Source organism: Streptomyces sp. NPDC054956, assembly GCF_053609185.1.
Window position 1 is genome coordinate 1 of sequence record NZ_JBSGXB010000138.1, and the last position, 18,765, is coordinate 18,765.

The following is an 18,765-nucleotide window of genomic DNA, read 5'->3' on the forward strand; positions in this document are numbered from 1 at the left end:
TTTCAAGCACAACACGGAATCCGAGTTGCAATGGTGTCTGGTGGGCTGGTATTTGTGTATAAGAGACAGCGGGTGGGGCTGTATTCATCCAGCCCCACCGGCGTTTGAGGCGATCTTTGCCTCCCGTGCAGCGGCGCCCCAGCCGGACGGAGTCGCTACGCTCGGGCCATGAGACTGTTCGCAGCCGTCATGCCGCCCGAGGCCGCCGTCGCGGAACTGGCCCGGGCCGTGGATGCGATCCGCGACGGCCGGATGCGGTGGACCGCGCAAGCGGGGTGGCACTTCACGCTCGCCTTCATGGGCGAGGTCCACGACGAGGTCCTCCCCGAGCTGCACACCCGCCTCGCCCGCGCCGCCGCCCGCTCCTCGTCCTTCCCGCTCCGGATCCACGGCTCCGGCCACTTCGGCCACCGCTCGCTGTGGGCGGGCGCCGCCGGGGACCTGGACTCCCTGCGGATGCTCGCCGAGCGCGCCGACGCCGCCGCGCGCCGCTCCGGGGTGCCCATGGACCAGCACCACCGGTACACGCCCCACCTCACCCTCGGCCGGCTCCGCGACGAGGCGGACGACGTACGGCCCTACTGCGAGCGGCTGGCCTCCTTCGAGGGCACCGCCTGGCACGTCGGCGAGCTCTGCCTGGTCCGCAGCAACCTGCCCGTGTCCGGCGTGCCCGGGGAGCAGCCCCGGTACGAGGTCGTCGGCTCCTGGGAACTGGGAGAGCCCGCCCCTCCGTACGAAGGGCGGGCCCGGTCGCGTTAGGCTCGACGGGTGGATCCCAAGACCAGAAACCGTGTCATGGCCGGCGTGCTCGTGCTGATGTTCGTCGTCGTCGCCGTGGCCGCCGCCGTCGGGCAGTAGCTCCCGGCCGCCGCGGCGACGCGGCGCCGGCTACCAGGCGAAGGCCTCCGGAGACGCTCCCGGCCCCGGGAAGACCTCGTCCAGCCCGTCCAGCACCTCCTGCGACAGCTCCAGCTCCACCGCCCGCAGCGCGGACGCGAGCTGCTCCGGCGTACGCGGCCCGACGATCGGGCCGGTGACCCCGGGCCGGGTCAGCAGCCAGGCCAGGGCCACCTCGCCGGGCTCCAGGCCGTGCTTGTCCAGCAGGTCCTCGTACGCCTGCACCTGCGCCCGTACGGAGCTGTTCGCCAGCGCGTCCGCCGAGCGGCCGCTCGCGGTGCGCCCCGAGTCCGCCGACTTGCGGATGGCTCCGCCCAGCAGTCCGCCGTGGAGCGGGGACCACGGGATGACGCCGAGCCCGTACGCCTCGGCGGCCGGGATGACCTCCATCTCCGCGCGCCGCTCGGCGAGGTTGTAGAGGCACTGCTCGCTGACGAGGCCGAGCCGCCCGGACCGCGCCGCGGTCTCGTTCGCCTGGGCGATCTTCCAGCCGGGGAAGTTCGAGGAGCCCGCGTAGAGGATCTTGCCCTGCTGGATCAGGACCTCGACGGCCTGCCAGATCTCCTCGAAGGGGGTGTTCCGGTCCACGTGGTGGAACTGGTACACGTCGATGTGGTCGGTGTTGAGCCGCTTGAGGCTGGCCTCGACGGCCCGCCGGATGTTCAGCGCCGACAGGCGGTCGTAGTTGGGCCACGGGTCGCCTTCGGCGGCCATGCTCCCGTAGACCTTGGTGGCGAGGACCGTCTTCTCGCGGCGGCCGCCGCCCTGGCCGAACCAGGTGCCGATGATCTCTTCGGTGCGGCCCTTGTTCTCACCCCACCCGTACACATTGGCGGTGTCGAAGAAGTTGATGCCTGCGTCGAGGGCCGTGTCCATGAGGGCGTGGCTTTCGGGTTCCCCCGTCTGGGGGCCGAAGTTCATGGTGCCGAGTACAAGTCGGCTGACCTTGAGGCCGGTGCGTCCGAGCTGCGTGTACTTCATGGGCCACTAGCCAACTGCTTGGAGTGCGCTCGAAGCAAGACCCCTCCGTGAAGGGCGTGTTACGAGTCCTGGTGGGAGTCTCGCCGCGGCCGGTACGGGCCGCCGATGCCCCATGCCTGGTGCAGGACCGCCGCGAACTCCCCCGCGAGGCGGTGCTCCCCGGAGGCGTTGGGGTGCGTGCCGTCGTAGGTGTCGAGGTGGAGTTCGTACGAGTCCGGGCGCGCGGCCAGCAGGATCGGCGAGGCGGGGGTCGACAGGTCGGCGACGGCCTTCGCGAGCAGCTCGTTGAAGAGCGCGACCTGCGCCGCGAAGGGCGCGTCGTCCTGGGCCCGGACGTTGGGGATGACCGGCATCAGCACCATCCGGATGCCGGGCCGGGCGGCGCGGGCCTCGGCGATGAAGCGGCGGGCGTTGGCGGCGGTGCCCTCGGCCTCGGTGTAGAAGCCCAGGTCGATCAGGCCGAGGGAGACGAGCAGCACGTCGGCCTTGCCGGCACCTGCGGCGGGCCCGATGAGCGGGGCCATGTGCTGCCAGCCCTCGCCCCAGCCGGCCAGGTGGCGGCGGGCGTGCTCGGGGAAGCCGGGGTCGGCGTACTCGTGGCTGGTGGGCGCGTCCGCGAAGGTGTCGTACAGCTCCCGGCGCGGGCCGACGATCTGGTACGGGCCGCCGAAGGTCGCGTTGAGGTGCTGCCACATCCGGTAGCGCCAGGTGTAGTCGCCGGCGCGTCCGATGGTCATGGAATCGCCGACGAACATGAAACGCATCCGGTCATCATCGCGGATCACGCGACCGGAACCCCTGTGATGCCGGACACTCCGTGCGGGCTGGCAGGCTTGGGGCATGCGCCTGCGCCTGCTTCCGTCGACCGCCGCCACCGCCGCCGGCATTGCCGCCGCCTCCGCCGTCGTCGCCGCCACCGGTTTCGCCCTCGTCCCGGCGGCCCACGCGGCCCCGGCCGCCGCGAGCCCGGGCGCGTCCGGGTTCACCATCACCGACCCCCGGATCAAGGAGTCGAGCGGGCTCGCGGCCAGCCGGATCCACCCCGGCGTGTACTGGACGCACAACGACAGCGACGACGGCCCGTACGTGTACGCCGTGGACTCGGCGACCGGCAAGACGGTCGCCCGGATCACGCTGACGGGCATCGGGCGGCCGCGCGACGTCGAGGCGATCTCCCTGGGGCCGGACGGGCAGCTGTACGTCGGCGACATCGGGGACAACCTCGGCGGCTCCTGGGACCACGTGTGGATCTACCGCTTCCCCGAGCCGAAGACCCTCGGGGACGCCACGCTCAAGGCCGAGCAGTTCACGGTGAAGTACGCCGACGGGCCGCGCAACGCGGAGGCGCTGATGGTCCATCCGGTCACCGGGCGGGTGTACATCGCGAGCAAGGACGAGAAGGCGGGCGGGCTCTACGAGGGTCCGGAGACGCTCTCCACCTCCGGTACGAACACGTTCCGGCGGATCGGGGACGTGCCGTGGGTCACCGACGGGGCGTTCTCCCCCGACGGGGGGCGGCTCGCGCTGCGCGGGTACCTGTGGGCGAAGACCTATCCCTGGAAGGACGGGCGGCTCGCCGGGGACGGGGAGCAGGTGGCGGCGCCTTGGCAGGGGCAGGCGGAGTCGGTGACGTACTCGGCGGACGGCTCTGCGCTGATGTTGGGTGCGGAGGGGGTGGGGAGCAAGGTGGTGGCGATCCCGGTCGCGCCGGTGGTGCCGTCGGCGGTGCCGTCGTCCTCTGCCTCGGGCGCACCCGGGCCGGGTTCGGCCCAGCCGGTCCAGGGTGGCGGAAGCTTCACGAAGGGCGCCTTCGTGCTCGTCCTGGCCACGGCCCTGATCCTCGCCGCGAAGCGGATCCTGGGCCGCCGGCCCTCCCGCCGCTGACCCGGCCCGGGCCGCGACAGCCAGGCCCTGCGGGCGGCTCTCCCCTACCCACCCTTCCCCCGTTCCCCGGACTCCGCCCGGACCCGGTCCTCAAACGCCGGACGGGCTGAAGGGGTCCCGGACTCCGCCCGGACCCCCTGGGGCTCCGCCCCGGACCCCGTGCGGCGGCGCCGCAGGTTGGGCACGGCGCCGCCACCCCCGGAGGGCTACGCGCCCTGGATCGGGATCTGCTGGGAGGTCGCCGGGGAGGCGCCGTTCACCGGAGTCGGGTCCGGGGTCGGGGGCGCCGGCGGCTGCGACATCGAGGCCAGGAGCTGGCGGGCCAGGCCGAGGCCCGTGCCGCCCATCGTCAGGGCCTTCGCGAACATCTCCGACATGCCCTCCGCCCCGTTCAGGAGGATCATGTGCTCGACGTTGCCGAACGCACCCGCCCCCGCCTCCACGATCGCCGGCCAGTTCTCGGCCAGCTGCTGCGCGACCACCGCCTCCTGGTTCTCCGCCAGCGCGGCGGCCCGCGCCTTGATCGCTTCCGCCTCCGCGAGGCCCTTCGCCTTCGCCGATTCCGCCTGCGCCAAACCGTTCGCCTTGGCGGACGCCGCCTGCGCGAGCCCCTTGGCCTGCGTGGCCGCCGCCTCCGCCTCGCCGGTCGCGCGGGTCGCCGTCGCCGCCGCCAGGCCCCGTGCCTCGGTGGCCTGCGCGTCGGCCTTCGCGGCCGTGGTCACGCGGGTCGCCTCGGCCGCGGCCGCCAGCTCCGTCTCCTTCGCCTTGGCCTGCGCCGCCGAGATCCGCGCGTCGCGCTCGGCCTCGGCGCGGGTCCGGGTCTCGTACGCCGCCGCGTCCGCGGGCTTGCGTACGTCCGCCTGCAGCTGCTGCTCGCGCCGCTGCGCCTCCAGCTCCGCGACCCGGGTCTCCTGGACGACGACCTCCTGGCGCGCCGCCGCCTCGGACAGCGGGCCCGCCTGGCGGGCCGTCGCGGCCGCCTTGTCGCGCTCGGCCTGGTAGCCGGCCTGGAGGATCTCGCTGTCCCGGGTGGCCTCCGACATCCGCGCGAAGGCGGCCTGTTCGGCTTCGGTGGCCCGCAGGTTGGCGTCCGCCTGGGCGATCCGCGCGTCCCGCTGGACGGCGGCCGCGTGCGGCATCGCCAGGTTCTTGATGTAGCCCGTCGGGTCCTCGATCTCGTGGATCTGGAGGGAGTCGACGATCAGGCCGAGCTTCTCCATCTCCGTACCGCACGCCGCCCGGGTCTGCCCGGTCAGCTTCTCGCGGTCGCGGATCATGTCCTCGACCGTCAACCCGCCCACGATGGACCGCAGATGGCCCGCGAAGACGATGTGCACGCGCTCGGACATCATCTTCTGCTGGTCCAGGAAGCGGCGGGCGGCGTTGGCGATGGACACGAAGTCGTCGCCCACCTTGAAGATCACCACGCCCTTGACCCGCAGCGGGATGCCCTGGTGGGTGACGCAGTCCACCAGCAGCTGCGTCTCGTTGAGGTCCAGGGACATCTTCCGCACCGCCTGCACCCCGGGCACCACGAGCGTTCCGCGCCCGGTGACGATCCGGAACCCCATGCCCTCCGAGAGGCCCTCCGTCTTGTGCGCGGAGCCGGAGATGACCAGGGCCTCGTTGGGTTCGGCCACCCGCCACATGAGCTTGAACAGGCCGATCAGGATGGCGATCGCGCCTACGACAATGCCTGCCAATACGCCGATAGGCATCGGCAACTCCCCTTATTCCACGGCGGCGTTCGCCACCGAGAAGGCGAGTGTGCGCCCGCGTAGGAGCGGCGTGAAGACGACGGCGGAATCTTGTCGCCATCTTGATACGAGGAGGTCGCGGGTGCCGCCGGACCGCCCGTCAGTCGCCGTACGCGGCCATCACGTACACCGTGCGCGGCGGCAGGTACTCGACCACCGTCACCACGGTCCCGACGGCGAGCCGCCCCGTTCCCGCGGCCGGGTACGCGAGGAAGTGCTCGGCCCCGCCCCTGATCCGCACGATGACCTCGCCCACCAGCCCCGGCCCGACCGTCCCGCTGACCCGGCCGTCCAGTCCCACCATGTCCGATTCCCCCATGGGCCGAGCGTACGCGGCTATCCCCGGCCGGGATCCTCGTCGAGCCGGTATTCCTCGGCGTCCGCGTGGTACCCGTACAGCTCGCCGTAGCGGCCCCAGTCCGTCGCCGTCTCCAGCTGCCGCTCCAGCTGCTCGCTCGTGTAGTGGTGCGAGAGCAGGTCGCGGAAGAACCCGGCCCGCTGCGTGCCGCCGCGCGAACGCTGCAGGGTGGTGCGGATCAGGTGGACGAGCGGGACCTCCATCGCCCCTTGCGCGAACAGTTCCTTCGACTCCTGTACGTCGGCCCCCGCGAAGGCGCTGCCGCGCTCGGTCAGCACCAGGTGCAGGTCCCTCACCTCGGCCAGGCCGAGCAGTTCCAGGCCGTCCACCAGGGGCAGTACGTCGTCCACCTCCAGGCCGAGTTCGTCGGCGAGGTCGGCGAGGTCCTCGCTGTCCTCGCCGGCGTTCCCGGTGGCGCGCTGCAGCACGATCTCGGCGAGGCCCGCCATGCCGTCGACGCTGGCCGCCGGGAGCGGGGTGTTGGCGGGGGTCCGTTTGGCGGGCGGGCTGGCGGCCGGGGTTCTGGCGGTGCGGCCGGTCATCACCGCGTACACGGCGTCGACGATCCGCTCGAACTCTGCGGAGGCCCGGTCGCGGGGGCGGGCCAGGTCCACCGCGAAGGTCTCCTTGATGGTGCCGTAGGGCCGTGAGCCGAGCACCACCACGCGGTCGGCCATCAGCACGGCCTCCTCGATGTTGTGCGTGACCAGCACGACCGCCTTGGCGGGGAAGCGGTCCGAGGCCCACAGTTCCATCAGCTCGCCGCGCAGGTTCTCGGCGGTGAGGACGTCCAGCGCGGAGAACGGCTCGTCCATCATCAGCACGTCGGGTTCCACGACGAGCGCCCGGGCGAAGCCGACGCGCTGGCGCATGCCGCCGCTGAGCTCCTTGGGGTAGGCGGACTCGAAGCCGTCGAGGCCGATCAGGTCGATGGCCTCGACCGCCTGCCGGGCGCGCGCCTCGCGGTCCACGCCCTTGGCCTCCAGGCCCAGTTCGACGTTCTGCTGGACCGTCAGCCAGGGCAGCAGCGCGAAGGTCTGGAAGACCATCGCCGTCCCCGGATTGGCGCCGCGCAGTTCCTCGCCGCGGTAGGTGACGGAGCCGGAGCTCGCGGGGATCAGGCCGGCGAGGCAGCGCAGCAGGGTGGACTTGCCGCTGCCGGACTTGCCGAGGAGGGCGACGATCTCGCCCTCGCGGATCTCCAGGTCGATGCCGCCGAGGACGGGCAGCTCCCCGTCGGCGCCGGCGTAGGCCTTGGTGAGCGCGGAGGCCTTGAGGAGGGTGGCGGCGGCCTCGATCGTGGTGGTCATGGGCGCGCTCCTCAGATCGAGTACCGGCGCTCGGCGAGCCGGTACAGGGGCCGCCAGAACAACCGGTTGAGCCCGACGACGTACAGGCTCATGACGGCGATCCCGGCGATCAGCTTGGGGTAGTCGCCGGCCTCGGTGGCGTGGAAGATGTACGCGCCGAGGCCGGTCGCGGTGAGGGTGGTGCCGGCGAAGGTGACGACCTCGCCGACGATCGAGGCGTTCCAGGCGCCGCCGGAGGCGGTGATGCCGCCGGTGACGTACGCGGGGAACACGGCCGGGACGATCAGCCGCTTCCAGCGCTGGAGTCCGCGGACGCCGAGGTCGTCCATGGCCTCCTTGAGGTCGGAGGGGATGGCCATGGCGCCGGCGATGGCGTTGAAGAGGATGTACCACTGCGCGCCGAGGGCCATCAGCAGGACGCAGCCGATGTTGATGTTCAGGCCGGTCCTGAGGAAGAACCAGACGGCGACGGGGAAGAGCAGGTTCGCGGGGAAGCTCGCCAGCACCTGCACGACCGGCTGGGCGATCTTCGTGAGCTTGGGCGAGGAGCCGATCCAGACGCCCACCGGCACCCAGACCACGGTGGCGAGGGCGACGAGCACGATCACCCGGACGAAGGTGATCAGCCCGAGCAGCAGCGGCTCCCCGAAGACCCCGAGGCCGGTCTCCCGCCGCAGGTAGCCCACCAGGTCGTACAGCCCCCACAGGACGACGGCCCCGGCGACCACCGCGAAGGCGATGTCGCCGGTCCGGCGGCGGGCCGGGTCCACGGACAGCGCCCTGTCGTCCCGGCCCAGTACGCGGGCGGCCCGCGCGGTGGACTCGCGGACGGGGGCGGTGGCGCGGCCGAGGAGGGCGGGCCAGTGGGAGCGGCGCAGGAAGTCGAGCACGTAGCTGCGCTGGATGTCGGTGGACTCGGACTGCTCGTTCTTGAACTTCTCCGCCCAGGCGGTGAGGGGCCGCCAGAAGAGGAAGTTGACGGTGACGATGGTGACGGCCATGGCGACGATGACCCAGGCGATCTTCCCGAGGTCGCCCTCGCCGATGGCCGTACCGGCGTAGGAGCCCAAGCCCGGGACGGCGTAGTTGTGGCCGGAGACGGAGACGGCCTCGGAGGCGACGAGCATGAACCAGCCGCCGGCGAAGCTCATCATGCCGTTCCAGACGAGGTCGATGACCCCGGCGGGGACCTCGATGCGCCAGAAGCGCATCCAGCGGGTGAAGCCGAACGAGCGGGAGACTTCGTCGAGTTCGCGCGGCAGGGAGGTCAGGGTGGCGTAGAACCCGAAGGTCATGTTCCAGGCCTGGGAGGTGAAGATGGCGAAGACGACGGCGCATTCGAGGCCGAGGAGCGAGCCGGGGAAGAGCGCGACGAAGAACGTGACGAGGACGGAGAGGAAGCCGAGGACGGGGACGGACTGGAGGATGTCCAGGGCCGGGATCAGCACCCGCTCCAGGCGTCTGCTGCGGGCGGCGGCGTAGGCGTACCCGAAGGTGAAGACGACCGACGCGATCAGCGCGATGAACATCCGCAGGACGCTGCGGGCCGCGTAGTACGGGAGCTTCGCGGGGTCGGTGTCCACGTCGGGGACGTCGGCGGGGTCGAAGTTGACGGTGGTGCCCTTGCCGACCCGGAGGAACAGGTAGAAGAGCACCAGGACGGCGGCGGCCACGGCGAAGTCCACCCATGACAGGCGGGTGCGGGTGGGGGCCGCCTGGCCGGTGTGGGGTGCCGGTGGCCGCGTATCGGTCGTCATCCCGACCAGCGGATCACGCCCTGCGGCCACCCACACGTCGGGTCACCCAACCGGGCGAACCCTCGCCCGGGCCCCCGTGGCTAGGAGTGGCCGAGGTCCGGCGGGACGTCGTCCGTGGTCGGGACCGAGCCCGAGTCCGGGGACGGGCGGAGGTGGAACTCGTCCGAGGCCATGGAGTCGAGGACCGGGGGCGCCGGACGAGGGGGCTTCGGCATGACCGCGGCCTCCGAGTGGCCCCCGCATCCGTAGGACAGGGAGACCAGCCGGCCGTCGGCCGGTCCGAACTCGTTCGCGCAGATGCCGAAGGCCTGGCCCAGCGAGCCGCCGATCGCGACGAGGAACCCGCAGGAGACGCACGAGGCGGGCGCCGCCTGCGCCATCGGGGTCTTGGCGCCGAAGGACTCGTCCCAGCGGTCGGCCGCGCTGTGCAGCCCGTAGCGGGAGAGCACGCGCGCCCGGCGCATGCCCAGTTCCTCCGCGACGGCGGTGATGGAGCCGCGTACGGGAACCACCGCGCGGTCGGTGACGTCGGCGTCCTCCGCCTCGACCAGCTCGGCCATCTCGGCGGAGACCACCGAGTTCGGCGGCGGGGCGTCCTCGCCCGACCAGCCCGGCTCCAGCCGCAGGTCCTCGGCGTCCGTCGGGAGCAGGTCGCCCGGGCCCATGTCGCCCGGCCGCAGCCGCTCGCTCCACGGCACCCACTCGGGGGCGAGCAGCGCGTCGTCGCCGGGCAGCAGCACCGTTTCGTCGAGGGTGACGTTCTTGGCCCGGGAGGCACGCGTCACCGTCACGGCCCAGCGCCAGCCCCGGTAGCCCGGGTCCTTGCACTCGAAGAAGTGGGTGACGACCCTGTCGCCCTCGGCGACCGCGGATACGTGCTCACCCACCACGCCGGGGGCGGCGGCTTCCTCGGCCGCCGTGCGGGCGAGGTCTACCGCCTCGACGCACAGGCGGTCGGGGGTACGGCTTCGCGTCGTCGCAGCACTCACAGGTCTCGTTCTCTCCTACGCCGTCTCACGAGTGCGCCGTCCGTACTTGTCGTCCACAACGACCCGTCGGCTGTCCCTACGTAGCGCGGGCGGAGCGGACCAGAGGGCCGCGTCGACGTCCGCGCCCGATCGGGTTCCAGGGCGCACCTACCTGCGATCCATTCTGCGGGATCGCGAAGAGGCGCGCGGCCAGGAGCAACCGCCGGTGGCGCGCTACGCACGCTACCTCCTCCGGAGGCTTCGGCCCACATGCAAGGTCCGATTCGCGGACAACCCCACTACCGGCCACGTCCCCGCGACACGCCGGGGCGGGTCCCGGAGGGCCGCGTGGGGCACTATGGCCAGGTGGCACCCGTACGGTCGTCCGATGACGGCTCGGGACCGGCCAGGCGGGCCGGCCGGGCCATCGGGCGTGCCCTGCACCTGCCCTTCACCGGTACGGCCCGCGGCATCCGGCGGGCCACCCACGCGCACGGGGCGGGCGAATCGGGCCTCGGCAAACTGATCGAACTGCACGCCATCAACGGCGCCGGCGATGTGATGATCACAGTCGCCCTGGCCTCCACCGTCTTCTTCTCGGTCCCCACGGACGAGGCACGCGGCCGGGTGGCCCTGTACCTCGCCATCACCATGGCCCCCTTCACCCTCCTGGCCCCGGTGATCGGACCCCTGCTGGACCGGCTGCCGCACGGGCGGCGGGCCGCGATGGCCGGCGCGATGCTCACCCGGGCGCTGCTGGCGGTGATGATGTCGGGCGCGGTGGCCACGGGCGGGCTGGAGCTCTATCCGGCCGCGCTCGGGGTGCTGGTCGCCTCGAAGGCGTACGGGGTGGTCCGCAGCGCGGTGGTGCCGAGACTGCTCCCGCCCAAGTTCTCGCTCGTCAAGGCGAACTCCCGGGTCACCCTGGCCGGGCTGCTGGCCACCGGCGCGGCCGCACCGGTGGGCGCGGGCCTGCACGCGATCGGGGCGCCGTGGCCGCTGTACGGGGCCTGCGCGATCTTCATCTGGGGCGCCTTCGCGGCGTTCACGCTGCCCCACAAGGTCGACGAGGCCAAGGGCGAGCGGCGGGCCCGGCTCTCCACGCACGAGGCCCACTCGAAGCGGCCGGGGCTGCGGACGGTCAGCCGGCCGGTTCTGTGCGGGCTGCTGGCGAACGCGTCGATGCGCGGGCTGTCCGGGTTCCTGATCTTCTTCCTGGCGTTCCTGCTGCGCGAGCACCCGCTCGCCGGGCAGAGCGCGGCGGTGTCGCTGGGCATCGTCGGCGTGTCGGCGGGCGTCGGCAACGCGTGCGGGACGGCCGTCGGGGCCTGGCTCCGGGCGCGCGCGCCCGAGGCGATCATCGCGGCCGTGCTGTGCCTGACGCTGGCGGTGGCCGTGCTCGCGGCGGTCTTCTTCAGCGGGGTCTTCATGGCCGTCCTGGGCGCGACGGCGGGCTTCTGCCAGGCCCTGGCGAAGCTCTCGCTGGACGCGATGATCCAGCGCGACGTGCCCGAGGCGGTGCGCACCTCGGCCTTCGCCCGCTCGGAGACCCTGCTCCAGGTGGCGTGGGTCCTGGGCGGCGCGATCGGCATCGCCCTGCCCCTGAACGGCGCCCTGGGCATGTCGGTCGCCGCGGCGGTGGTCGCCCTGGGCACCGCCATGGCCGTCCGCGGCTTCCTCGCGGCCCCCCGCCACCACCACCCGACCCCTTCCCGGCCCCGGGTGGCGTAGCTGCGGCCGCTGCGCGGGGCCTCCCCCACCACGCCCCGGGCGGCGTAGCCGGGACCCTGCGGGGCCGTCCCCTACCCGCCCTTCCACCGTTCCCCGGGCTCCGCCCGGACCCGCGCCTCAATCGCCGGCGGGGCTGAAAGATCGCCTCAAACGCCGGCGGGGCCGGAATGGCCGCACAGCGGCAAAGTCCGGCCCCGGCCGGGCAAATCCAGCCCCGGCCGGAGGAATCCAGCCCCGCCGGCGTTTGAGGCGCGGGGTCCGGGGCGGCCCCGGAAAGCCCGGCGCAGCCGGGGGCGCTTGCGCCACGGCGCCGCACCACACGACCCCGTGCAGCAAGGCATCGCACCGGCCCGATAGCCTTCGGCTCATGACCGCACCGCTTTTCTCGGGTAGGGGCCGCCGCAGCGTCGCGGCCCTCGGAGCCGTATCCGCCGGCCTCCTCCTCCTCTCCGCCTGTGACAAGCCGACGCCGCTGGCGACCGTGACGGTCGGCACCTCGTCGGTGTCCGCCGAAGCCGCCTGCCGCGACGGCAAGGAGCTGACGGCCGACAAGGTCCAGGAGTGCTTCGCCGATCCGAAGAACACCAAGACCATCGAGTACGGCCGCGGCGACACCCTGCGCCTCGGTGTCGAGCCCGATGTCGTCGAGGACGGCCACAAGTGGCAGGCGGTCCTGGACGGACAGCAGATCACCGAGCCGTCGGCCAACACCTACGACAGCTTCCCGGGCGCCGACCTCTTCCTCACCGGCGGCCAGGGCGAGGCCCCCGCCTCGAAGAAGCTCAACATCGTCGAGGTCGACCGCGAGGGCAAGCCCGTCGCCGTGTGGGCCTTCACCATCAAGCTCAAGTAAGCACGTACCCCAGGTGCGCGCGCTCGTCGTGACCGCGGTGGCGGCGGAGGCCGACTCCGTCGTCGGCGGCCTGCCCGGTCCGGTCCCTCATCCGGATCACACCCCCGGCTCCGAGCCGCACACCCTCCCCGGTGGCTACCTCATCCACCACCGGGGAGATTTCGACGTCCTCGTCGCCGGAGTCGGCCCGGCCGCCGCGGCCGCCGGTACCGCGACCGCCCTGGCGCTCGCGCCCGGCCCCGGCGGCTACGGCCTGGTCGTCTCCGCCGGCATCGGCGGCGGGTTCGCGCCCGCCGCCCCGCTCGGCTCCCTCGTGGTCGCCGACGCCATCGTCGCCGCCGATCTGGGGGCCGAGACCCCCCAGGGCTTCCTCCCCGTCGCGGAACTCGGCTTCGGCCGCAGCGTGCACCTGCCTCCCGCGGAGCTCGCCGCCCGTGCCGCCGAGGCGACCGGGGCCCTGCTCGCGCCCGTCCTGACCGTCTCCACCGTCACCGGCACCGCCGACCGCGCGGCCGCCCTCGCGGCCCGGCATCCGCTCGCCGGCGCCGAGGCCATGGAGGGCTTCGGGGTCGCGGAGGCCGCCGCCGCGCACGGACTGCCCGTGCTGGAGGTCCGTGCCGTCTCCAACGCCGTGGGCCCCCGCGACCGCGCCGCCTGGCGGATCGGCGACGCGCTGGCCGCGCTCGCCGAAGGCTTCCGGGCACTGGGACCCGTACTCGACTCCTGGGAAGGCCCGAAGTGAACGCCGTGAACGCCGTGGATCCCGCGGGGCCCGCGCTCCGCACGCCGGTGCGGATCGCGTACTCGCCCTGCCCGAACGACACCTTCGTCTTCGACGCCTGGGCGCACGGCCGGGTCCCCGGCGCTCCCGCCCTGGACGTCACCTTCGCGGACATCGACATCACCAACGGCATGGCCGAGCGCGGTGAGCTGGACGTCCTGAAGGTCTCGTACGCCGTCCTGCCGTGGGTGCTGGACGAGTACGCGCTGCTGCCCTGCGGCGGCGCCCTCGGCCGCGGCTGCGGACCCTTGGTCCTGACGCGCGAGGCGGGCACCGGGCCGGCGGGGCTCGTCGGCAAGACGGTCGCGGTCCCGAGCGAACGCTCCACCGCCTACCTGCTGTTCCGGCTGTGGGCCGCCGACGTGCTGCCGCCCGAGGGCGTCGGCAAGGTGGTCGTGCTGCCGTTCCACGAGATCATGCCGGCGGTGCGCGACGGCCGCGTGGACGCCGGACTGGTCATCCACGAGGCCCGGTTCACCTATCAGGACTACGGGCTGCACTGCCTGGCCGACATGGGCGAGCACTGGGAGTCCACGACCGGCCTGCCGATCCCGCTCGGCGCCATCATCGCCAAGCGATCGCTGGGCGCGGACACGCTGCGCGCGCTCGCCGAGGCCGCCCGCACGTCGGTCCGGATGGCCTGGGACGACCCGGAGGCCTCGCGCCCCTACGTACGGGCGCACGCGCAGGAGCTGGACCCGGCCGTCGCCGACCAGCACATCGGGCTGTACGTCAACGAGTTCACGGCCGGTCTCGGCGACGCCGGTTACGCGGCGGTGCGCGGCCTGCTGACGCGGGCGGCCGCGGAGGGTCTTGTTCCGGCCATCGCCCCCGGCGCGCTGGCGTTTCCGTAGGACATGACAGTGCCCCGCCTCCTTCGAGGGAGGCGGGGCACTGTCATGCGTACTGGTCAGACGTCCATCTGGTCGGCCACCGCGCGGAGCATGCCGGCGATCTTCGAGCCGTGCGCCTTGTCGGGGTAGCGGCCCCGCTCCAGCTGCTGCGTGACGTTCTCCAGCAGGGTCGTGAGGTCCTGCACGATCGAGGCGAGCTCGTCCGGCTTGCGCCGCTGCGCGACCGCGACGGAGGGTGCCGGATCCAGGACGATCACCGAAAGTGCCTGGTCACCGCGTTGTCCGGCGACCACGCCGAACTCGACGCGCTGGCCGGGCTTGAGCGCGTCCACCCCGGCGGGGAGCACCGAAGAGTGGACGAAGACGTCGCCGCCGTCGTCGCGGGAGAGAAAGCCGAAGCCCTTCTCACTGTTGAACCACTTGACCTTGCCGGTAGGCACGTCCGTCCTCTGTCCTTGCGCTCGTCGGGTGTGAAGCGGGTCACCGACCCGCACCTCTCAGGCTAATCGCCAGGATCCGGGGGACAAGACATTCCCCGGTCCTTCGCGGATGACCGCTCAGGCCAGGGAACTACCCTGGCGGGGTGACTGTTACTCCTCAGCCCGAGCACGCGGACACCTCCCGCGCCGCGACCGCCGGCCGTGCCACCAGCGCCGCCGCGGCCGACCCCGACGCGGCACGCCCCGGCGACGCGCTCGTCAAGGCCGGCGGCATCGTCTTCATCCTCGGCGCCGTCGCCACGCTCGCCACGATGGCCCCGCTGTTCCTGGACACCGACCCGTTCCCGTCCTACGCGTGGGCCGTGTGCATGCTCATGGGCGTCGGGTTCCTCATCTCGGCCGCGGGCGTGCTGCGCTCGGCGGCCGCGCAGCGTGCGGCCGCCCGGGCGTCGCAGGCGTAGTCGCGCGAGGGTCGCGCGAGGGGTTACGCGGTCCGCGTGCGGGCGTACTCCTCCAGCCAGGCCGGCAGCTCCGTGAGGTCCGTCAGCACCACGTCGGCGCCCGCCTCGCGCAGTTCGGGCTCCGGGCAGGGGCCGGTCGGGACCGTCACCGACAGGGCGCCGGCCGCGCGTGCGCCCCGTACGTCCCCGACGTGGTCGCCGACGTAGACCTGGGCGTTGTACTCGCGCAGGGCGCCCGCCTTGGCCTCCGCCCACAGCCAGCCGATGACCGCGTCGGGCTCGATGCCCAGGTGGTCCAGGTGCAGGCGGGCGTTGGGCTCGTACTTGGCGGTGACGACGATCGCGCGGCCACCGAGCGCCTGGACCGCCAGGACCGCCTCGCGGGCGCCGGGCATCGCCGGGGTCGGCTCGATGGCGTGTGTGGGATAGATCTCCCGGAAGCGGTCGGCCATGGCCGGGATCTCCGCCTCCGGGAACCAGTACGCGAGCTCCTGGTCCAGCGGCGGACCGAGGCGCGTGACGACCTTGTCGGCGTCGATGAACGTGCCCGTCTCCGCCGAAAGCGCCTGGAAGGCGGCTTTGATGCCCGGCCGGGAGTCGATGAGGGTCATGTCGAGGTCGAATCCGACGGTCAGCAGCGTTTCGGAGCTCATGCGCCCATTGTGCCGAACGGGGGCACGGCGAACGGGAACGTAGACTGAGGCTTGCCTTACCAGACAGTGAAATTTGGTGACATGTCAGCCCCCGTCTCCACGGCACCCACCGCCACCCGGCGTGCCCTGACGACCCGTCGCATCGCGTGGACGGCGGCCGGCGTCGCCGCGCTGCTGTGCGCGGTGCTGCTCAGTCTCGGCGTCGGCGCCCGCGCCATCGCGCCGGGCGAGGTCTTCGACGCGCTCTTCCGGGGCGCGAGCGGACCGAACGCCGAGGTCGTCCGCACGCTGCGCGTCCCGCGCACCCTCATAGCCCTGATGGTCGGCGCGGCCCTCGCCCTCGCCGGCACCGCGCTCCAGGGCATCACCCGCAATCCGATCGCCGACCCCGGCATCCTCGGCATCAGCCAGGGAGCCGGGGTCGCGGTCGTCTGCGCCATCGCGTTCGCGGGGGTGCACACGCTGAGCGGGTACGTGTGGTTCGCCTTCGCGGGCGCGGCCGTCGCCTCCGTCGCCGTGTACGCCGTCGCCGCCGGCGGGCGCGGCGGTGCGACGCCGGTCAAGCTGGCGCTGGCCGGGGCCGCGATCAACGCCCTGCTGGTGTCGGTCACCACGGGCGTCCTCACGACGAAGGCCTCCACGCTGGACGAGTTCCGCTTCTGGCAGGTCGGCTCGATCGCCGGGCGCGATATGACGGTCGTCCACCAGATCTGGCCGTTCCTGCTGGTGGGCGCCGTCCTGGTGGTGTCGGTGGCGCGCGGCCTGGACGCGCTGGCCCTGGGCGAGGACCTCGCCAAGGGGCTCGGGCAGAACGTCGCGGCCGTACGGATCGTCGGCGGCCTCGGGGCCACCGTGCTCACGGGCGCCGGAGTCGCCGCGGCCGGGCCGATCGCCTTCATCGGGCTCGCCGTACCGCACATCGCGCGGGCCGTCGTCGGCAGCGACCACCGGTGGGTGCTGCCCATGGCGGCGCTGATCGGGCCGGTGATGCTGCTCGTCGCCGACGTGCTCGGGCGGATCGTGGTACCGCCCGGCGAGGTCCCGGCCGGGGTGATGACCGCGCTGATCGGGGTCCCGTTCCTGGTCACGCTGGTCCGCCGCAAGGTGGTGGCCGCATGAGCGGCGACGCGCGGGTCGTCCCCGCGGGGTACGCGCTCCTCCGCGCCCGCACCGGCCGCGGCTCCTTCCTCCTGCACCGCCGGGCGGCGGTCGTGGCACTGGCCCTGGCCCTGCTGCTGGCCGCGGTCTGCGTCGCGTACCTCTCGGTCGGCGAGTCCTTCGTCGCGCCCGGGGAGGTCGTGAAGGTGCTGCTCGGGCAGCCCTCCCCCGACGACCTGGTCGTCGGCACCCTGAGGCTGCCCCGGATGACGGTGGGCCTGCTCGTCGGACTGGCCTTCGGGGTGGCCGGCGCGCTGATCCAGACCGTCGCCCGCAACCCGCTCGCCTCCCCCGACATCATCGGCGTCAGCCAGGGCGCGAGCGCCGTCACGGTGGCGGCGCTGACCTTCGGCGTCACCTCGTACACGGTCCTCCCGTACCTCTCCGTCCTCGGCGGGGTGATCGCGGCCGCGCTCGTGTACGTCTTCGCGTGGCGGGGCGGACTGCACGCGACGCGGTTCGTCCTGATCGGCATCGGCTTCGCCATCGCCCTGCGGTCGGTGACCACGCTGCTGATGACCAAGGGCGACTACCTGGTGGCCCAGCAGGCGCAGATCTGGATGACGGGCTCCCTCAACGGCCGCGGCTGGGACGTCGCGACCCCGCTGGCCTGGGTCCTGCTCGCCCTCCTCCCCGGCGTCCTGTGGGCGGCCCGCGCGCAGCGCACGGTCTCGCTCGACGACGACACGGCCACGGCGCTGGGCGTCCGGCTGGGCCGGGTCCGGCTCGGGCTCGTCGCCCTCGGCGTGGTCCTGGCCTCGGTGGCCACGGGTGCCGCGGGCCCGGTGGACTTCGTGGCGCTGCTCGCGCCGCAGATCGCCCGCCGCATGACGCGCACGGCCCAGATCCCCCTGCTCTGCTCGGCCCTGACGGGCGCGCTGATCGTCGTCCTCGGCGACCTGCTCGCCCGCAGGCTCCTCTCCCCGACCGAACTCCCGGTGGGCGTCCTGACGGCCGCCGTCGGGGCCCCGTACCTGATCTGGCTGATCACGCGCAGCCGCGCAGGAGGCAATCGATGAGCCGTCTGTCCGCCCAGTCCCTCACCCTCGCGTACGAGGACCGGGTGGTCGTCGAGAACCTGGACCTGTCCGTACCGGACGGGAAGGTGACGGTGATCGTCGGCCCGAACGCGTGCGGCAAGTCCACGACGCTGCGTGCGCTGGGACGGCTGCTGCGGCCCCGCTCGGGTGCGGTGGTCCTGGACGGCGAGGCCCTCTCCGCCCTCCCCACCCGGCGGATCGCCCGGACCGTCGGCCTGCTCCCGCAGTCGCCGTCCGCCCCGGAGGCGATCACGGTCGCCGACCTGGTGGCGCGCGGGCGGCAGCCGCACCAGCACTGGTGGCAGCAGTGGTCGGAGGCGGACGAGCGGGCGGTCGTCGACGCGATGGCCCGTACGTCGGTGTCGGACCTGGCGGACCGTCCGGTGGACGCGCTCTCGGGCGGGCAGCGCCAGCGGGTCTGGATCGCGATGGCCCTCGCGCAGGACACGGACATCCTGCTCCTGGACGAGCCGACGACGTTCCTGGACATCGCCCACCAGGTGGAGGTCCTGGACCTGGTCCGCCGGCTCAACCACGACCGGGGCCGGACGGTGGTCGCGGTCCTGCACGACCTGAACCAGGCGGCGCGGTACGCGGATCACTTGGTGGCGATGAAATCGGGCCGCGTGGTGGCCGAGGGCCCGCCGTCCGAGGTCGTCACCTCCGCCCTGGTCGAGGAGGTCTTCGGCCTCTCCTCCACGGTGATCCCGGACCCGGTGACGGGCTCCCCCCTGATCATCCCCTCGGCCCCCTGGGCTCCCCCTTCTTGACGCCCCGGCCCGGCCGCGGGTATCCCGCTGCGCGGTGCGAAGTCCCCTCCCCGCCCTTCCCCCGTTCCCTGGGGCTCCGCCCCGGACCCCGCGCCTCAAACGCCGGCGGGGC

The 18,765-nt window shown here is 73.0% G+C and carries 19 protein-coding genes; 10 read left to right on the forward strand and 9 right to left on the reverse strand.

Features of this window, described 5'->3' with window-relative positions; translation table 11 throughout:
* Positions 1-168: 168 nt before the first annotated feature.
* Entirely contained in the window at positions 169-759 is a 591-nt protein-coding gene (gene thpR, locus ACWGDE_RS21575; protein WP_453390614.1) for an RNA 2',3'-cyclic phosphodiesterase, read from the forward strand.
* Between the two features lie 129 nt (positions 760-888).
* On the opposite strand, the gene ACWGDE_RS21580 is transcribed toward thpR, so the two are convergent.
* Positions 889-1,878, reverse strand: a complete 990-nt coding sequence (locus tag ACWGDE_RS21580; RefSeq protein ID WP_453390615.1) for an aldo/keto reductase — start codon at positions 1,876-1,878, stop codon at positions 889-891.
* A 59-nt stretch (positions 1,879-1,937) separates the two neighbouring features.
* Positions 1,938-2,642 (reverse strand): GDSL-type esterase/lipase family protein, encoded by a 705-nt coding sequence (locus ACWGDE_RS21585; RefSeq protein WP_453390616.1) that lies wholly within the window; start codon positions 2,640-2,642, stop codon positions 1,938-1,940.
* 76 nt (positions 2,643-2,718) lie between these two features.
* Between ACWGDE_RS21585 and ACWGDE_RS21590 the strand changes: the two genes are divergently transcribed.
* Positions 2,719-3,762: a WD40 repeat domain-containing protein gene (locus ACWGDE_RS21590; protein WP_453390617.1), complete on the forward strand. Its 1,044-nt coding sequence runs from the start codon at positions 2,719-2,721 to the stop codon at positions 3,760-3,762.
* A gap of 206 nt (positions 3,763-3,968) precedes the next feature.
* On the opposite strand, the gene ACWGDE_RS21595 is transcribed toward ACWGDE_RS21590, so the two are convergent.
* The 5 genes from ACWGDE_RS21595 to ACWGDE_RS21615 form a co-directional block, all read right to left on the reverse strand.
* Positions 3,969-5,480 (reverse strand): SPFH domain-containing protein, encoded by a 1,512-nt coding sequence (locus ACWGDE_RS21595; RefSeq protein WP_453390618.1) that lies wholly within the window; start codon positions 5,478-5,480, stop codon positions 3,969-3,971.
* 139 nt (positions 5,481-5,619) lie between these two features.
* Positions 5,620-5,838 (reverse strand): hypothetical protein, encoded by a 219-nt coding sequence (locus ACWGDE_RS21600; RefSeq protein WP_453390619.1) that lies wholly within the window; start codon positions 5,836-5,838, stop codon positions 5,620-5,622.
* A gap of 17 nt (positions 5,839-5,855) precedes the next feature.
* Positions 5,856-7,187 (reverse strand): ABC transporter ATP-binding protein, encoded by a 1,332-nt coding sequence (locus tag ACWGDE_RS21605; RefSeq protein ID WP_453390620.1) that lies wholly within the window; start codon positions 7,185-7,187, stop codon positions 5,856-5,858.
* An 11-nt stretch (positions 7,188-7,198) separates the two neighbouring features.
* A complete protein-coding gene (locus ACWGDE_RS21610; protein ID WP_453390621.1) occupies positions 7,199-8,944 on the reverse strand; it encodes an ABC transporter permease in 1,746 nt (581 codons plus the stop codon).
* Positions 8,945-9,024: 80 nt separating this feature from the next.
* Positions 9,025-9,933 carry a DUF3027 domain-containing protein gene (locus ACWGDE_RS21615; protein ID WP_453390622.1) on the reverse strand — a complete coding sequence of 303 codons (909 nt, stop codon included), beginning with the start codon at positions 9,931-9,933 and terminating at the stop codon, positions 9,025-9,027.
* Between the two features lie 327 nt (positions 9,934-10,260).
* Here ACWGDE_RS21615 and ACWGDE_RS21620 point away from each other — a divergent pair, with 327 nt between their 5' ends.
* The 4 genes from ACWGDE_RS21620 to ACWGDE_RS21635 all read left to right on the forward strand — a co-directional run bounded on the left by ACWGDE_RS21620 (position 10,261) and on the right by ACWGDE_RS21635 (position 14,131).
* Positions 10,261-11,643 carry an MFS transporter gene (locus ACWGDE_RS21620; RefSeq protein WP_453390623.1) on the forward strand — a complete coding sequence of 461 codons (1,383 nt, stop codon included), beginning with the start codon at positions 10,261-10,263 and terminating at the stop codon, positions 11,641-11,643.
* A gap of 367 nt (positions 11,644-12,010) precedes the next feature.
* Positions 12,011-12,496, forward strand: coding sequence for a DUF2771 domain-containing protein (locus tag ACWGDE_RS21625; protein WP_453390624.1), 486 nt, complete (start codon positions 12,011-12,013; stop codon positions 12,494-12,496).
* A gap of 13 nt (positions 12,497-12,509) precedes the next feature.
* Positions 12,510-13,238: a futalosine hydrolase gene (locus ACWGDE_RS21630; RefSeq protein ID WP_453390625.1), complete on the forward strand. Its 729-nt coding sequence runs from the start codon at positions 12,510-12,512 to the stop codon at positions 13,236-13,238.
* Complete coding sequence (locus ACWGDE_RS21635; RefSeq protein ID WP_453390626.1) at positions 13,235-14,131, forward strand: 1,4-dihydroxy-6-naphthoate synthase; 897 nt, start codon at positions 13,235-13,237, stop codon at positions 14,129-14,131. The genes ACWGDE_RS21630 and ACWGDE_RS21635 overlap by 4 nt, the downstream gene beginning before the upstream one ends.
* Positions 14,132-14,187: 56 nt before the next feature.
* On the opposite strand, the gene ACWGDE_RS21640 is transcribed toward ACWGDE_RS21635, so the two are convergent.
* Complete coding sequence (locus ACWGDE_RS21640) at positions 14,188-14,571, reverse strand: cold-shock protein (RefSeq protein WP_453390627.1); 384 nt, start codon at positions 14,569-14,571, stop codon at positions 14,188-14,190.
* 272 nt (positions 14,572-14,843) lie between these two features.
* Here ACWGDE_RS21640 and ACWGDE_RS21645 point away from each other — a divergent pair, with 272 nt between their 5' ends.
* Entirely contained in the window at positions 14,844-15,032 is a 189-nt protein-coding gene (locus ACWGDE_RS21645) for a hypothetical protein (protein ID WP_453390632.1), read from the forward strand.
* A gap of 23 nt (positions 15,033-15,055) precedes the next feature.
* Here ACWGDE_RS21645 and ACWGDE_RS21650 read toward each other — a convergent pair whose 3' ends face one another.
* Positions 15,056-15,685, reverse strand: a complete 630-nt coding sequence (locus tag ACWGDE_RS21650; protein ID WP_453390628.1) for an HAD family hydrolase — start codon at positions 15,683-15,685, stop codon at positions 15,056-15,058.
* A gap of 81 nt (positions 15,686-15,766) precedes the next feature.
* On the opposite strand from ACWGDE_RS21650, the gene ACWGDE_RS21655 reads away from it, so the two are divergent.
* The 3 genes from ACWGDE_RS21655 to ACWGDE_RS21665 are packed head-to-tail and all read left to right on the forward strand — an operon-like array spanning position 15,767 to position 18,653.
* The gene (locus ACWGDE_RS21655) at positions 15,767-16,804 is read left to right on the forward strand and encodes a FecCD family ABC transporter permease (RefSeq protein ID WP_453390629.1); all 1,038 of its coding nucleotides are present in this window, start codon (positions 15,767-15,769) and stop codon (positions 16,802-16,804) included.
* On the forward strand, positions 16,801-17,862 hold the full coding sequence (locus tag ACWGDE_RS21660) for a FecCD family ABC transporter permease (protein WP_453390630.1): 1,062 nt from the start codon (positions 16,801-16,803) through the stop codon (positions 17,860-17,862). Before ACWGDE_RS21655 ends, ACWGDE_RS21660 begins: the two co-directional genes overlap by 4 nt.
* Positions 17,859-18,653, forward strand: coding sequence for an ABC transporter ATP-binding protein (locus ACWGDE_RS21665; protein ID WP_453390631.1), 795 nt, complete (start codon positions 17,859-17,861; stop codon positions 18,651-18,653). The genes ACWGDE_RS21660 and ACWGDE_RS21665 overlap by 4 nt, the downstream gene beginning before the upstream one ends.
* The last annotated feature ends 112 nt before the right edge of the window (positions 18,654-18,765 follow it).